The sequence below is a fragment of the Shewanella sp. SM21 genome, from assembly GCF_025654335.1.
Classification (GTDB): Bacteria; Pseudomonadota; Gammaproteobacteria; order Enterobacterales; family Shewanellaceae; genus Shewanella; species Shewanella oncorhynchi.
Genome location: NZ_JAKKRL010000002.1, coordinates 14,729 through 31,126, shown reverse-complemented (window position 1 = coordinate 31,126; position 16,398 = coordinate 14,729). Strand labels below are relative to the sequence as shown.

At 47.3% G+C, this 16,398-nt stretch carries 14 protein-coding genes; 10 read left to right on the top strand and 4 right to left on the bottom strand.

Features of this window, described 5'->3' with window-relative positions; translation table 11 throughout:
• Positions 1–8 precede the first annotated feature (8 nt).
• From cybH to hypA, 9 genes are all read left to right on the top strand, one after another.
• Positions 9–683 (top strand): Ni/Fe-hydrogenase, b-type cytochrome subunit, encoded by a 675-nt coding sequence (gene cybH, locus L5L94_RS02260; RefSeq protein WP_028760178.1) that lies wholly within the window; start codon positions 9–11, stop codon positions 681–683.
• 7 nt (positions 684–690) lie between these two features.
• On the top strand, positions 691–1,248 hold the full coding sequence (locus L5L94_RS02255; RefSeq protein WP_105252281.1) for a HyaD/HybD family hydrogenase maturation endopeptidase: 558 nt from the start codon (positions 691–693) through the stop codon (positions 1,246–1,248).
• Between the two features lie 3 nt (positions 1,249–1,251).
• Positions 1,252–3,165 (top strand): NiFe hydrogenase, encoded by a 1,914-nt coding sequence (locus L5L94_RS02250; RefSeq protein WP_263160948.1) that lies wholly within the window; start codon positions 1,252–1,254, stop codon positions 3,163–3,165.
• A complete protein-coding gene (gene hypF / locus L5L94_RS02245) occupies positions 3,158–5,698 on the top strand; it encodes a carbamoyltransferase HypF (RefSeq protein WP_411569216.1) in 2,541 nt (846 codons plus the stop codon). Before L5L94_RS02250 ends, hypF begins: the two co-directional genes overlap by 8 nt.
• 187 nt (positions 5,699–5,885) lie before the next feature.
• Positions 5,886–6,683 carry a hydrogenase nickel incorporation protein HypB gene (gene hypB / locus L5L94_RS02240; RefSeq protein WP_105252278.1) on the top strand — a complete coding sequence of 266 codons (798 nt, stop codon included), beginning with the start codon at positions 5,886–5,888 and terminating at the stop codon, positions 6,681–6,683.
• Complete coding sequence (locus tag L5L94_RS02235) at positions 6,683–6,928, top strand: HypC/HybG/HupF family hydrogenase formation chaperone (protein ID WP_113939526.1); 246 nt, start codon at positions 6,683–6,685, stop codon at positions 6,926–6,928. The genes hypB and L5L94_RS02235 overlap by 1 nt, the downstream gene beginning before the upstream one ends.
• A gap of 62 nt (positions 6,929–6,990) precedes the next feature.
• Positions 6,991–8,130, top strand: coding sequence for a hydrogenase formation protein HypD (hypD, locus tag L5L94_RS02230; protein WP_263160944.1), 1,140 nt, complete (start codon positions 6,991–6,993; stop codon positions 8,128–8,130).
• On the top strand, positions 8,123–9,139 hold the full coding sequence (gene hypE / locus L5L94_RS02225; RefSeq protein ID WP_028760185.1) for a hydrogenase expression/formation protein HypE: 1,017 nt from the start codon (positions 8,123–8,125) through the stop codon (positions 9,137–9,139). The genes hypD and hypE overlap by 8 nt, the downstream gene beginning before the upstream one ends.
• Complete coding sequence (hypA, locus tag L5L94_RS02220; RefSeq protein ID WP_168824038.1) at positions 9,139–9,492, top strand: hydrogenase maturation nickel metallochaperone HypA; 354 nt, start codon at positions 9,139–9,141, stop codon at positions 9,490–9,492. Before hypE ends, hypA begins: the two co-directional genes overlap by 1 nt.
• A 153-nt stretch (positions 9,493–9,645) precedes the next feature.
• Here the strand turns inward: hypA and lpxM are convergent, their stop codons facing one another.
• The 4 genes from lpxM to pheS all read right to left on the bottom strand — a co-directional run bounded on the left by lpxM (position 9,646) and on the right by pheS (position 14,375).
• Positions 9,646–10,584: a lauroyl-Kdo(2)-lipid IV(A) myristoyltransferase gene (gene lpxM, locus L5L94_RS02215; RefSeq protein WP_263160942.1), complete on the bottom strand. Its 939-nt coding sequence runs from the start codon at positions 10,582–10,584 to the stop codon at positions 9,646–9,648.
• Positions 10,585–10,688: 104 nt separating this feature from the next.
• Complete coding sequence (ihfA, locus tag L5L94_RS02210; protein WP_006081370.1) at positions 10,689–10,985, bottom strand: integration host factor subunit alpha; 297 nt, start codon at positions 10,983–10,985, stop codon at positions 10,689–10,691.
• A 3-nt stretch (positions 10,986–10,988) separates the two neighbouring features.
• Positions 10,989–13,376, bottom strand: a complete 2,388-nt coding sequence (gene pheT, locus L5L94_RS02205; protein WP_263160941.1) for a phenylalanine--tRNA ligase subunit beta — start codon at positions 13,374–13,376, stop codon at positions 10,989–10,991.
• 15 nt (positions 13,377–13,391) lie between these two features.
• Positions 13,392–14,375, bottom strand: a complete 984-nt coding sequence (pheS, locus tag L5L94_RS02200; RefSeq protein WP_006081368.1) for a phenylalanine--tRNA ligase subunit alpha — start codon at positions 14,373–14,375, stop codon at positions 13,392–13,394.
• 469 nt (positions 14,376–14,844) lie between these two features.
• Here pheS and L5L94_RS02195 point away from each other — a divergent pair, with 469 nt between their 5' ends.
• Complete coding sequence (locus L5L94_RS02195; protein ID WP_263160939.1) at positions 14,845–16,365, top strand: methyl-accepting chemotaxis protein; 1,521 nt, start codon at positions 14,845–14,847, stop codon at positions 16,363–16,365.
• Positions 16,366–16,398: the final 33 nt, after the last annotated feature.

The following is a 16,398-nucleotide window of genomic DNA, read 5'->3' as shown; positions in this document are numbered from 1 at the left end:
AACGCAAAATGAACCATTCTGCAACCCGCATTCGGACACTAATTTTTAGTCCGGCAATACGGATTTTTCACTGGCTCAGGGCACTATCAATTCTGGTGCTAGTGATCACCGGATTCTATATTGCTTGGCCGTTTCTTGTGGCGCCTGAAAGTACGGACGTACTCGTACAAGGCTGGATCCGCTTTGCTCATCTGATCTGCGGTTTTGTACTAACCGCAATCACTTTAGTGCGCTTCTACCTGTATTTTTTCAGCCGAAGCGACATTGAGCGGCGCTCATTTCGCGATGTCATGAGCGTAAAAAGCTGGATCACTCAGCTGAAATCTTACTTATGGATGGGGCACTTACATAAAGCCGGTGTCTATGGACCGCTGCAATTTGTGACTTATGTAGCAATCTCACTGGTCGCTCTTGTGATATGTATAACGGGTCTGGTGTTGTATGCCAATGTGTATCACCAAGGTTTAGGTGGCATGCTTTGGGGCAGCGCCGCTTGGATCACGGCACAAATGGGTGGGCTAGCACAAGTTAGGATTTGGCATCACTACCTCACTTGGGCATTTGTTATCTTTGTGGTTATCCACGTCTATATGGCGGTTTGGTCAGGGATACGCTTCAAACATAACTCAGTTGACTCGATTGTCTCTGGCTATGACTACCCAAAGCCAGACTCACACCACTAGGAGTCCAATGAAGATATTGCTACTCGGTATTGGCAATGTCCTGTACGCCGATGAAGGCATCGGCGTACATTTTGTCAATTATATAGCTGATAATTATCAGTTTACCCATGAGTCCCACCAGCTAACGCTGCTCGATGGCGGCACCTTGGCTCAGGGACTTATCCCTATTATTTGCCAATACGATTATTTAATCGTGGTCGATACTGTTAACGCCAATGGCGTAGAAGCCGGCGAAGTCTATTTCTTCGATTTTGATAAAGCGCCGAAGGAAATCGACTGGCAAGGCAGCGCCCATGAAGTCGAAATGCTGCAAACCCTCAATATGATGGAAATGGTCGGTGACAGGCCTAAAACCTTCGTGCTTGGCGTCACCCCAACCGTGCTCGAACCTATGGTGCTAGGCTTGACCCCTAAAGTCGCCGCCGCGGTACCTTTAATGGAATCAAGCTTGTTATCCCACTTAGCCTCCCTTGGGTTCACTGCGACGCGTGTTGCCGAGCATAGTATCGACTCGCTGATCCCTGACTCTTATAAACGTGGCGTTACTACTGGTGAAAGTATATAGAAGATGAAAAACATCAGATTTGATTTTACCTGCTCACGTCAGGTGCCTTTGTACGCGCATTTATGTAATCAATATCTAAATTATGATGAACTAAATATCAGCATAGGCTGTGATGGTCAACATAGCTCAGGTCAATATAGTGGCCAACATGACTTTGGCCCTCAAAGCTATTTTATTGAAGCTCAGGGCGAGCAAAACCAACTAGAACAATTGGCCGATGCCATTGCAGCGGACTTTTTGATTTCCGCTTGGTTGATTGACTCTAGTATTAAAGTCATCGACGAGCCCCAGGGCAGTAAAACCTTACTGCCCTTTCCACAGTCTGGATCAAGCCCTGCCATAGTGCCTTTTTGCCAGCATTGTTATCCGTTGATTGGCGATAATCAGTCGGCTAAGTTTGGCACACTCGATTTAATTTGCCCTTGCTGCAAGGGCGAAACACAATTAACGTCCGCACAAAAAGCGTTAACCTTGTCAGATATTAAAGCCATGGCACAGGGACTGCTGACACAAGGCCCGCTGATATTAGCGGCCGCCGATAATCTGCAACTTAGTCTGACACCGTTTGCTCAGCCCTTAGGCGAGCGGCCACAACTGTTAATTTGTAATCCCAATACGCTGAATGCCCATTTTTGTCTGAACGATGCGCAGGTACTCGCGCTTTCGAGTATTGAAAAGCCGCTTATCTGCGCGAGACCAACGCAAGAACACGACAAACTCAGTGCGCCACTGTACGACATTTGCTTTGCCTACAGCCGAGTGATCTTAGTGCTCGGGGAAGTATTACGACAAAAAGGGGTCGATTGGGTTTACATTAAAGGGCCGCATAATAGGCCGAAGCTAGCTTGGGTCGATGGTGCTTGGGCACAAATCGCCAGTCACAATTTAAGCTCAACACAGGTTCAAACCAAGCACTTTATCGCTCCAGAACCCTTAAGGGAAAAAGTCAGTTTTCACGGCTATCAAGCCCAATGGCAAGCGGCGAAACGTTCACGATCGCACCAAGGCGAACTGAGTGTGGCAGTATTAACTCAAGTACCGTCAAGTGAAGACAGTGATATTCATTGCACTAGTATGCTAAGCGATAATAATCAAAATACAGTCAACACAGAAAATCACACCCTTGCAGACGCAGCGCTATTCAGTGCGCTGCTCAACGGTAAGTTTACCAGTCATAAACAGGCAAAAAATGCCGCAGTCATTTACTTAAGCCATACCCATGCCAGTCAAATTGTCACCTGCGATAATAAGGGCGACACTGAACTCTTCTTTGCCCTGCCCGAGCTGCCCGATAACGGTTACGAAATCTTCCATCAACTGGACAGCAGTCCGCAAAAAGCCGTAGCGCAAAAATTTAAGAGCCTGTTCCCCGAAGATTACCTAAAACTTTTAAGCCTGAAGCTTCACGGCAGACGGGACAACTTACAAAGCCTGTGGGCGATTGCTGCCATTTTAATTGGCCTTAATACACAAGAAGAGACTCAAAGCCAAGCAAGGCTCAGCGATGCACTCATGGCCGCCGCCATGCGCTACCACGGTGCTAATGCACCGCGTATCGATTATCCGCTGACCAAAGGTGAAGCCCACCGCAGCCTAAATTGGTGTAAAACCTTAGGCACTGTCTTAAGTTTTCGTATTGCGGGTAATGACGATCCGAGTCAGCTCGCCTTTGCGATGCAAGACTCGCTGGCGGACTATTTATCTAACTGGATCGAGCATATCGACTTAAATATCGGCGTGCACAATATAGCCTTAGCGGGCAATGAATTAATCAATGAAACCCTGTGCAAACGCATCAGCTTGCGCTTAGGAAAGAACTTCCCCTTAGTGGTCAATCGCAGCCTAGATTTAGACGGCGATAACTTAGCCGTTGGGGCACTTTACGTTAAGCAGCGACAACTAAATGCCCATGATTAGGAGGCCAAAAGTTAAGTCACAACGTATGAAGCCACATAGGCACAATAGTCGCCACAAAAAGCACAGTGACCTGCAGATAAAACGAAGGCTGGCATTGGAATACCTTGTCCACAAGGGAGCCACGTTAAAGCGTTGTCAGTTGCACGTCACTGGCATAGTACAAGGGGTGGGATTTCGCCCCTTTGTCTATCGTTATGCCCTTGAGTTTCAACTGACGGGTACTGTGCTCAACAATGCCAAGGGCGTGACCATTCAGCTGCAAGGTAATGATGAAAACCTCACTCGCTTTATCACTGTACTCAATACCACTCCACCGCCACTCGCTCGTATCGACAATATCAGCCAAATACCACTGCCAATTTTATTAAGCGAAACCACGTTTGAGATTATAAAAAGCGACAGCCATGAGGACGATGACCCAAGTTCACCGATAGGTGCACTGGTGGCGGTATCGGCAGATAAAAGTACCTGCCAAGACTGCATGAACGATATACATAATCCTGATGACCGCCACTTTGGCTATGCCTTTACCAACTGTACAAATTGTGGCCCAAGATACACTATAATCAATGCCTTACCCTATGATCGCCACAATACCGCCATGGCCGATTTTGACATGTGCCCCGAGTGCGCCAAAGCATATCAAAACCCACTCGATCGCCGCTATCATGCTCAGCCAGTGAGTTGCCCAGTCTGCGGCCCCAGACTCAGTTTAAAAACACCCCAAGGCCAAAGGCAGAGCATTCAAAGTGAGTGCATTCAAGGTGAATGTACTACGCCTAAGGACACAGACTTAAATTCGGATTTGGCGGTGCTTCAAGCCGCAGCAGACAGATTACGCCAAGGGCAGATTCTGGCAATTAAAGGATTGGGTGGATTTCACTTAATCTGTGATGCCCGAAGTGACTATGCCGTCAACGCACTCCGGCTGCGAAAACAGCGCCAAGCCAAGCCGCTAGCGGTGATGATGGCGGATATCACCATGGCGCAGCACTATGTCACAGGGACGGATGCCGAGTGGCGAGTGCTGAGTTCGCAGGAAAGGCCCATAGTGCTGATGAGCAGCCGAGCCGAACATGATCTCAGCTTAGCTGTCGCTCCAAATCTGAATAAACTCGGGGTATTTTTACCCTATACACCGCTACATCATTTGCTATTAGGTCTCTTCAAAGGGCCATTAGTTGCAACCAGCGCCAATGTTTCCGGTGAGCCTATCATCACTGATTGTGATGAGCTTATTAGTCACTTAAGCCATGTGGTGGATGCGATAGTCGATCATAATCGGCCGATTATTAATGGCTGTGATGACAGTGTGGTGCAGGTGATTCAGCCCAACATGGATTTGCCTGCAGAGGTACAAGTACTGCGTCTAGCCCGTGGTTATGCGCCGTTAAGTTTCCCCTTAGAGATACCGCTGACCCAATCAATTTTGGCCGTGGGCGCACAACAAAAAAATGCCATTGCCTTAGGCTTTGGCAATAATGTGTTTTTAAGTCCCCATATTGGCGACCTGTTCAGTGTCAGCGCCGAGCAGTATTTTGAGCGCACCTTAGCCACTTTTGCTCGGTTGTATCACTTTACGCCAAATCTTATTATTTGCGATAAACACCCAGATTATACCCCTTCGCGCTGGGCTGAAATGCACTCAAACTCAAGTATAAAACTCAGCGATACCCGTCAAAATCAATGTTTATCGGTGCAACACCACCATGCCCATGTGCTCGGCGTAATGGCAGTTAATCAATATCGAGATCCCGTATTGGGCTTTAGTTTTGACGGTACTGGGCTTGGCGACGATGGCAGTTTATGGGGCGGTGAAGTGCTATTAACTACGCTCGATAAAGCGCAGCGACTGGCGCACTTTGAGCCTATAGCCCTGCTAGGCGGCGAGCAAGCCATTAAGCAACCCGTGAGGTTGTTACTGGCATTATTGTTCGAGCAAATGAGCCTCGATGCTGTGCTCGCATTACAATTACCTATATTAAACAACATGCGCCCAAACACTCTGGCTAACTTACATAAGATCTGGCAGAACGGCAGCGCGATAAAAACCTCCTCTGTCGGGCGACTGTTCGATGCCCTCGCCTGCGCCTTAGGTTTAATCGAAACCACACTGTTTGAAGGTCAAGCGGGCATGGCAATAGAAGCCGCGGCCAATCGCGCCGATGCATTAGCCCTTGAAGTCATTTCGCTTAACTTACCTCTTGACATCGACCAGTGGCGAAGCAGTGAGATGTTCAAGCAAATTGTTGAATTGATTACAGCACAACCGCTAACAGACAATAGATGCTATGCCATCGCCCGCGCCTTTTTACACACCTTAGGTGATGCTATTTGTGATTATGCTGCCCAGTATCAACACCTCCCAACCGTGCTCTGCGGTGGCGTATTTCAAAATAAATATCTATTGGAATACTGCCTGAGCAAGCTCAGCGCCCAAGGAAATAAAGTGTTATCCAGTAAACAGATACCCATCAATGATGGCGGCATCGCCCTAGGCCAACTTTGGTATGGCATTCATCAGAGTCAATAACCTTACTTATTTGATAACCCCTGATGTTCGCTCGCCATTTTTATCCCCATAAACCTGACGAACATCAAAGATCCGTAGCGCAATTTGTATCACACTCAACATTAGCGTAACCAAATTAACGATTCGTACATCAATCATTATTTGTCAGGCAAAGTCCTCGTACTCTGCCGATACAAGGAGAGGTAAAATGTGTAAAGACTGCGGCTGCTCCCTTACCCGCCACGACCATGATCATCTAGGCGCGCATGCCCATAGCCATGAGCATAATCATGACCATTCACATACTCATGAGCATAGCCATCAAGAGTTACACACAAATCCTCAGTTAAACGATAAAAAAACCTTGTCAGTCATCCACAAAATTTTAGATAAAAATGATGTCGAAGCAGGTCATAACCGCGCCCACTTTGAGGCACATAACATTACTGCCTTCAACATCATGAGTAGCCCGGGCAGTGGCAAAACCACCCTATTAGAAAATCTCAAAGAATACACGCAGCTCAACTATGCGGTGATCGAAGGCGACTTAGAAACCTCCCGCGATGCCGACCGCCTCATCGCTAAAGGCATTAAAGCCTATCAAATTCAAACGGGCAGCGCCTGTCACCTCGACGCCTTTATGGTGCACGGTGCCCTACATCATCTGCCGCTTGAAGGACTCGATATTTGCTTTGTCGAAAACGTCGGTAATCTCGTCTGCCCAGCCAGTTATGATGTGGGCACTCACAAAAATATCGTGCTGCTATCAGTGCCAGAAGGCGATGATAAGATTGAAAAATATCCTGTGATGTTCCGCCGCGCCGATGTAGTTTTTATCACAAAGTGCGATCTACTGCCCTATTTTGATTTCAAGATGGACGAAGCCAGAGCGCAGCTTAAAAAACTCAATCCAGCAACTCAAATTATTGAAGTCTCAATTAAAGATGGCGACTCCATGCAGGCTGTAGCCGCTTGGCTTAAAGACAATATTCGAGGTGCACAATAATGTGCTTGTCCATACCTTCCCAAGTGGTGGCGGTCGATATTGAGCGCCAGAGTGTCACCGTCGATACCTTAGGCGTGCGCCGCGATGTCAGCAGTCATTTAATGAATGAACCACTGGAGATTGGTGACTATGTGCTTATTCATATTGGTTTTGTGATGAACAAAATTGATAAGGAAGATGCGCAGCAAAGCATTGAACTATACAAAGAAATCGTCACTAAGCTTGAAAATGAAGCCATACACTGACCATCAGTAGTGCAGGATTAAGTCGCAAGGCGCACCCCTATCGAGTGCACCGAGGAAAAAGCATGCTTGAACTAAAACACCTCTATCAAGGCTTTCGCGATCCCCAAACGATTGCCAATTTAGCACGGGATATTCAGTTAACCGCTAAATTGGTTAAGCAACAAATCAATATCATGGAAGTCTGTGGTGGCCATACTCATACGATTATGAAATACGGCTTGCTAGATTTACTGCCGGATAATATTGAATTTATCCATGGTCCTGGCTGCCCAGTGTGCATTATGCCTAAAGAGCGCATCGACCAAGCCGCGGCGCTTGCCTCCCAAGAAAATGTTATTCTTGTGACCCTGGGCGATATGATCCGCGTGCCCGGTCCTCAAGGCTCTTTAGCCAGTTTTAGGGCCAAGGGCTGCGATATTCGCCCAATTTACGATCCCTTAGATACGCTCAAAATTGCCCGCGACAATCCCGATAAAACCGTAGTGTTCTTCGCCATTGGCTTTGAAACGTCAACCCCAATGACAGCAATTTTGTTACAACTGGCCGAACAAGAAAAACTCGAAAATCTACTGTTTCATATCAATCATGTATTAGTGCCACCCGCGATTGATGCCGTGATGCACGACCCAAAAGCGAGGGTCAACGCCTTTATCGGCCCCGCCCATGTAAGCGTGATCAGCGGTGCAAAAATCTATCGCAGCACAGTCGAAAACTATGGCACGCCCGTGGTTGTCGCAGGATTTGAGCCCGTCGATGTGATGGAGTCGATTTTACGGATTGTGCGCCAAAAAGCCGCGGGTAAAGCTGAGCTCGATATCCAATACAGCCGCGCAGTTTCACAGGACGGCAACCTCACGGCGCAGGCCAAAGTAAATCAATTCTTCAATGTCAGACCGCAATTTCGCTGGCGTGGCCTAGGCCCAATCCCCAATTCAGCGCTGCAGCTCAAACCCGAATATGCCCACAGGGACGCCGAACTGCGCTTTAAAGACCGCTTACCCGTGAAGGAAATTGACGATCATAAAGCCTGCCAGTGCGGCGATATACTTCGTGGGCTTGCTAAGCCAAAGGACTGTAAAGTTTTTGGCCGCGGCTGCAATCCCGAAACGCCCTTAGGCAGCTGCATGGTCAGCTCCGAAGGTGCCTGCAATGCCTATTACCGCTATCAAGGTGTCGATATCAAGGAGCCACATCATGGCTGATACGCTTAAAGATAAATCCATTCAACTCAGCCACGGCGGTGGCGGCAAAGAAATGAATAAACTGATCCGTGATCTGTTTTTTGCCGAGTTTGATAACCCAATCCTTCGCAGCGAAGAAGACGCTGCTAAACTCGATTTGCACGGTGCCAACGCCTTTACCACAGACTCTTTCACCGTATCCCCTTTATTTTTTGCCGGCGGTGATATCGGCAAGCTCGCCATCGCAGGCACAGTCAACGATCTCGCTATGATGGGCGCAGAACCTCAGTATTTGAGTTGTAGTGTGATCATCGAAGAAGGCTTTTCTATCAAGGATTTAACGACGATTGTCCGCAGTATGGCGAAAGAATTAAAACACAGTGGTGCACGGATAGTCTGCGGCGACACTAAAGTCGTACCCAAGGGGTGCGCCGATGGTTTATTTATTAATACCTCAGGCATTGGTCGTATCTTGCGTCCCAATATTTCCGCGGCGAATGTCACCGTGGGCGATGCCATTATTGTCTCCCGTGATATTGGCTGCCACGGTGCAGCGATTTTAATGGCACGTGAAGGACTCACACTCGAATCGGCATTGCAAAGTGACTGCGCGACGCTCTGGCCCATAGTCGAGCAATTGATCGCCGCCAATATTCCCATTCATGCGATGCGCGATGCGACTCGCGGCGGCTTATCGGCGGTGCTCAACGAATGGGCTGTCGCCTCCAATGTTGGCATCACAGTGAATGAAGCCAGTATTCCCGTCAGCGATGAAGTCAAAGGTCTGTGCGAACTCTATGGTTTCGAAGCCATGGATCTTGCCAACGAAGGCACTTTCATTCTCGCCGTTCCCAACGACATCGCCTTAGGTGCGCTCGAGATCATGCAACGCTTTGGGCGCTGTGAGCATGCAGCGATAATCGGCACTGTGAGTGAAGATTTAGTGGGGAAAGTCGTACTAAGAACGCCTTGGAATACTAAGCGTTATCTCGATCTTCCCCAAGGTGAACTGCTGCCAAGGATTTGCTGATGCACGAATATTCGATTGTGAGTGCCCTGATTGAGCAATGCGAACAGCACGCTCAGGCCAATCATGCCGATAAAATCACCCGAGTGGATATCAAACTGGGAGTCATGAGCGGGGTTGAACCTAGCCTGCTGCAAACGGCCTTCGATACGTTTAAGCTCGATGGGATTTGCAAAGAAGCCCTACTCAATATGCAAATTCAGCCACTAGTGATACTTTGCCAAGACTGCCAGACTGAATCCGTACTGAGTGAGCGCACGGTCGTCTGCCCTGCGTGTCAAAGCTTTCGTACTCGCGTACTCGATGGCGAAGATATGTTACTGATGCAACTTGAGATGGAACAGAACGAGGATTAATCATCCACGATACGCATGGTTAACGACAGCGCTATTGATAAAACGCTCTATAAATAAAGAATGCTCAATAAAGAACGCTCTTCAACACAAAAATGGCTTCGAGCAATCAGCGCTCAAAGCCATTTTAAACCACACTATTTCAGTCACGCTACATCAGTTGTAGATAGAAACTTCACCCTCTGGGCGCGTCTTGAGCAACCGCAGGAACCACATATACTGCTCTGGGTAAGCTAAGATAACTTGCTCGACCACTTTGTTCAGTGCCAACGCTTCGTTTTCTTTGCCCACCATGTCTTCCGGCGCAACGGCCGTCATCACAGTGAGATCAAATTGGCGTGACGTTTGGTTGTAGCCAATCTTTACTGGCAACACTTGGGCATTCCCTGCCTGCGCTAAACGCCCAACAACAGGTAGCGTTGCCTTCACTGTGCCTAAAAAAGGCGCAAACACGCTTTGTTCAGGACCTAAGTCTTCATCGGGAAGATAAAAGAAACTGTTACCGCGCTTAAGCTCGGCCAATAGTGCCCGAATGCCCGCCTCGCGCATATACACATGGCCACCACAACTGCTGCGTACACGATTACTAAACCAATTAAATAAGCCGTTTTTATGGGCTTTGGCCATAGTCACCATAGGCAACTCAAGGTTAAGGCGTAAACCAGCATAATCGATAGGCCACACATGGGGCATGATAAAAATGATCGGCTGCCCCGCAGCCTGCGCTTTAGTCACATGTTCAAAGCCGATTAAATTAACTCGACGACGTAAATGCGCTTTTGAGCGCACCAGCAATTCGCCCTGTGCTAACAACACCAAAACGAAGTTTTGCACGTTCTCACGGATTAACACTTCAATCTCGGCGGCAGATTGTTCAGGAAAGCACGCCCTTAAGTTGGCTCTCGCAACGCTAATAGGCTTTTTGGCAATTGGCATCACTATTTTTGCCAATAATCTTGCAATAGGATCACGCAGCCATGCGGGCATGAGTCCGAAAATTACTAATAGACCAATCACTAACCAAGTGGCCCAGTATCTAGGGTGTAATAAGGCGAGTTTAAAACGACGGTCAAAATGTTTGGGCTGTCTTGACAAAGAATTCACCTCAGACAGTGGATAAAAACAATGGAGATATTGCACGAAAAAATAAACAGGAAAGCCACTCTCTAAGGAGTGGCTTTCCCATCAAACAAACGAAATTACTTACCCGTGTTTGCTGCTTCTACACGAGTTTTCAGCTTTTGGCCGGGACGGAAAGTCACGACACGACGAGCAGAAATGGGGATATCTTCGCCTGTTTTTGGGTTCCTTCCCGGTCTTTGATTCTTGTCCCTAAGGTCAAAGTTGCCAAAGCCAGATAACTTGACCTGCTCACCACTTTCAAGTGCGCCCCGAATCTCTTCAAAGAACGACTCAACCATCTCTTTGGCGACACGTTTGTTCATTCCGAGTGTTTCAAAAAGATGTTCTGCCATTTCGGCTTTGGTAAGTGCCATACTTTAATCCCTCAACGATGCGTTGAACTCGGACTTAAGGGCAGAAACGACTGAACCAACGGTCTCAGCAATCTCTTTTTCCTCAAGCGTACGAGTAGTGTCTTGTAATGTAAGTGCTATCGCCAGGCTCTTCTTGCCGGGTTCAACACCTTTACCTAAGTATACATCGAACAAGTTTATGCCAACCAACTGATTTTCGCCAACTTTTCTTATCAATTTCATTACATCACCTGCAGATACACTCTCATCTACTACGACTGCGATGTCACGACGATTAGCTGGAAACTTAGATACAGCTTGGGCTAGCGGCAAACTGGTATGCAATAAAGCATCCAATTCCAACTCAAAAACGATGGTTTTACCATTGAGTCCAAAAGGCTTCTCCAAACTAGGATGGATTGCACCTATATGACCGATCACTCGATCATTTCTCAATATTTCAGCACATTGCCCCGGATGGAGAGCAGAATGCGTCGCTCCTCTAAAGCTAAATTCTGATGCGGAAACTGTCAAGCCGATAATTGCTTCTAAATCACCTTTAAGGTCGAAAAAATCAACAGTTTTCGATTCCATAGCCCAATGTTCATCATTTTGGAGCCCAGTAATGACACAAGCGAGCATTGCTTGCTGTCTTACACCGGATTCTGCATTGATATCAGGAACAAAGCGCAGGCCAGTTTCAAAAAGTCTCACGCGACTCTGTTGACGACTTTGGTTGTAGCCAACGGCGGCCAATAAACCGGTGAACATTGACAGGCGCATGGCCGACATTTCACTGGAAATTGGGTTTGGTAACACCATAGCGTCTAAACCAGGGTGAACCAGATTTTGCAGTTTTGGATCGACAAAGCTGTAGGTTACCGCTTCTTGGAAACCACGAGCGACCAATAAGGCACGCACGCGTTTTAGGCTTAAGTCAGATTCTTTATGATCTGACATACGCAGTGCGGCAACAGGCGCCGTATTCGGGATATTGTTATAACCGTAAATACGGGCAACTTCTTCGATCAAATCTTCTTCAATCGCCATATCAAAACGATAAGTCGCGGTAGTGACCTGCCAACTATCTTGGCCAACAACCACACTAAAACCTAAACGTTGTAGGATTTCAACGACATCGCTATCAGGTACATGGTGACCTAAAATTCGATCTAACTTGCTGCGACGTAAAACGATTTGTGCAGGTTTGGGTAAATCAGCCTCTGATTTAGCCTCAACTACAGGGCCAGCTTCACCGCCACAGATATCCAGAACTAAACGCGTAGCACGGTCGATAACCTTGTGTTGCATCTCAGGGTCAACACCACGCTCAAAGCGGTGTGATGAATCTGTATGCAAACCTAAACGACGTGACTTACCCATAATGGCAAGCGGCGCGAAGAACGCACATTCAAGCAGTATGTCTTGGGTCGTGTCGCTCACGCCTGAATATTCGCCGCCAAACACACCAGCAAGGGCTAATGGACGCGCATCATCAGCGATCACTAAGGTATCGCTTGGGATGGTCACTTCGCTGCCATCAAGCAGGGTGATTTTCTCTTCGCCAGTGCCTAAACGCACTTGGATATCGCCTGTTAATTTGGCCAGATCGAAAGCGTGCATAGGTTGACCGAATTCAATCAACACAAAGTTAGTGATGTCTACGATAGGATCGATAGAGCGAATACCACTACGACGCAGTTTTTCCTGCATCCATAATGGCGTAGGCGCTTTCACATTGACGTTTTTAACCACACGGCCTAAGTAACGTGGACACGCTGCAGGCGCGTTAACGTTAATCGTGACCTGTGTATCTGTCGTTGGCGTGACGGCTTGCCACTGTGGCTCAACCACTGTTTGGCGGTTTAACACGCCCACTTCACGGGCAAGACCTGCCATACCTAAGCAATCGGCACGGTTAGCCGTTAAATCCACATCAATAACGGCATCATTAAGTTGCAGATAATCACGGATGTCAGTGCCTAATGGCGCGTCCAATGGTAATTCGATGATGCCATCGCTTTCGACGTTGATGCCAAGCTCGCTGTACGAACACAACATGCCTTCTGATGGCATGCCACGCAGCTTGGCTTTCTTGATTTTGAAATCGCCAGGTAATACGGCGCCAACCATAGCCACGGCCACTTTAAGACCCTGACGGCAGTTTGGTGCACCGCAGACGATATCGATAAGTTCGCTACCACCAACGTTGATTTTGGTCACGCGCAGTTTATCGGCATCGGGATGCTGACCACACTCCACCACTTCACCAATCACGACACCGCTAAAATCGGCAGCCACGGCTTCAACGTCATCGACTTCGAGACCGGCCATAGTGATCTGGTGGGATAATGCTTCACGGCTGACTGAAGGGTTTACCCATTCACGAAGCCAAGATTCGCTAAATTTCATGCTATTACAGCTCCGTTATTTAAATTGCTTCAGGAAACGTAGGTCGTTTTCGAAAAACGCACGTAAATCGTTTACGCCGTAACGCAACATAGTTAAGCGCTCGACACCCATACCAAAAGCAAAACCAGAGTATTTTTCTGGATCTATGCCAACGCTGCGCAGCACATTCGGATGTACCATACCGCAGCCAAGCACTTCTAGCCATTTACCATTTTTGCCCATCACGTCCACTTCCGCTGAAGGTTCAGTGAATGGGAAGTAAGATGGACGGAAACGCACTTGCAGATCTTCTTCGAAGAAATTACGCAGGAAGTCATGCAAAATGCCTTTCAATTCAGCAAAGTTAACATGCTCATCAACCAAAAGCCCTTCCACTTGGTGGAACATAGGCGTGTGAGTTTGGTCGTAATCGTTACGATAAACACGGCCCGGAGAAATAATGCGTAATGGTGGCTTTTCAGTTTCCATAGTACGGATTTGCACGCCCGAAGTTTGGGTACGCAGCATCAGTTTAGGATTGAAATAAAAGGTATCATGATCAGCACGCGCAGGATGGTGCTCAGAGATATTCAGTGCGTCGAAATTGTGGAAATCATCTTCAATTTCAGGCCCCTGCTTTACCGAGAACCCTAATTCCCCGAAAAAGGTTTCGATGCGCTCAATGGTTCGAGTCACAGGATGTAAGCCACCGATCTCTTGGGTGCGGCCTGGCAAAGTCACATCAATCTTTTCAGCGATTAATTTGGCTTCCAATTCCGAACTCTTCAGACCATCGATGCGCTCAGTTAATTTTTGTTGAATAGCCTGTTTAGCATCATTGACCGCTTGGCCAAAGGCTGGCTTTTCTTCAGGGCTTAAGCTACCCATCATTTTCATCATGTCGGTGATCTTACCCTTCTTACCAAGGTAATCGACACGGATATCATCCAGTGCTTTTAGATCACTGGCCTGGTCAATAATGACTAAGGCTTGTTCTACGATCTCAGTTAACTGCTGCATTTTCTCTTCCACTGCATAGTCGCGCTTGATAAACAAGTGCTATGGGCGCCAAACTTTCAGGCTATTTGGGTGCTCAGGTTATCGGGCGTTAATGCCAGACGCTTTGCTAGCTATAACGAAATAAAAGGATAGAAATTTTACGCGAGCGAGCGGCATATTACTAGGGCTTATTGGGGGTTTTTATCATGCAAATTCATGTGTTACCCCAGTTCAGAGCCTGAGTTTTGCTCAAGGGGAAACCCAAACCTCGATTCTGACGTAAACAACTTCCGCTTTCAGCCACTAGCAGCATTTGTAACTAAACTGTAAACTCACACCTGTACCTTGCCAAAATTGCAGCAAACAACACAATAACGACTGCAATTGGACTACATTAACCATATAAATCATTACAAAACAGAAAACTATAAAGTCTATGGCAAACTGACCGATATAAATTCGGTTCATGGCCCATTTTATCGAGGCACTCATGAAAGAAGTACAATTTCGCTGGATAGATCAATATCTTATCCATATGACCTTAAAAACTAAATTCGCTATTCTCTCTATCGTTCCCATGTTGATGATTGTTGGACTGGCGCTTTTCCTAGATAACCAATCCCAGCGAACCTTAATTCAAGGACAGCTCAACAGTCTGCAAAATGCTTCACAACAAATCAACCTAGTCACTGGCAGCTTATATAACAAACTACCAGAGCAAGAACGCCAAATTATCCTTAATCAACTTAGTCGCGAAATTGAAGGTAATGTCAGCATTGTTTCGGTAAATGAAGCCGATAGCAAAGCGCAATCCATCGCTCGCAGTGGCGGTGGTATCGATGATAGCGGTAAGCAACCTAGAGCTGTGAGTCAGGTTAACGATCAAAACCTGATCACGATTATTCCCCTAGACAGCAAAGAAATTGATGCCTTGCTCGCCAACGATAACTTGCTGGTTTATGGCCTAATGGCGGCACTCTTGTTTGTGCTATTTTTGTTCAGCTATTACATTTCAACCTTCGTAGGCGGCGCACTTTATACGACAGTGATGGCATTAAAACGGGCCGCATCGGGTGATTTAACGGGGCGTTTAAACTTCTTCGAAGTAAAAGACGAGTTCAGTATCTTAGCCATCAGCATAGATACCTTAGTAGAACGTCAACATACCTTAGTAAAGCAAATCGCAGAATCGACCGCTAAAATACGCGAAGTTGTATCATCGTTTCGTAGCACAGCGCAGCAAGGTCAATCCTTGGCGGTAAACCAGAGACAACATCTGGACTCCTTAGCGACGGCAATGGAAGAAATGACTACCGCAGTGAAAGAAGTTGCCCGCAATGCCGAACAATCCTCAGCTGAAACCCAAGAAGCCAATCAACAGGTTAGCGCGGGCGGGAAAGATATTGAAACCACAGTTAAGGCCATCGATGTGTTATCGGATGAAATCTCCGCGGCCTCAAATGCGGTAGGTGTACTCAATGACAACGCCAGTAAAATTGATGAAGTGGTGTCAACCATTAATGCGATTTCCCAGCAAACCAACCTACTGGCCCTCAACGCGGCAATTGAAGCGGCGCGCGCCGGTGAACAAGGTCGTGGCTTTGCCGTGGTGGCCGATGAGGTACGTACTTTAGCGGGGAGAACTCAGGCCGCAACGGTTGAAATCAAAACCATGATCGAATCACTGCAATCGGGTACTCGCAATCTGACACAAGTGATGTCGCGTACTGTGAATCAAGCCAATGAAGGTAAACAACACGTACTGCAAACGGGTAAAGACTTAGAGTTTATCGCCCACCACAGCAACAAAGTGTTTGAAATGAGTGTGCTAATTGCGACCTCGGCCGAAGAGCAATCGGCAGTGGCCAACGAGATTGCGACTAACTTAATGGAAATTCGCAACCAATCGCATGATGTGGAGCAATCGGCCAACCAGTCGGTTTCAGGTTGCGATGAGCTGCAAGCAACAGCTGGTCAACTTGATCAGTTGATGGTGGGATTAAAAATCTAGTCGAGCATTATTTGATGGGATTTAAATTCACTT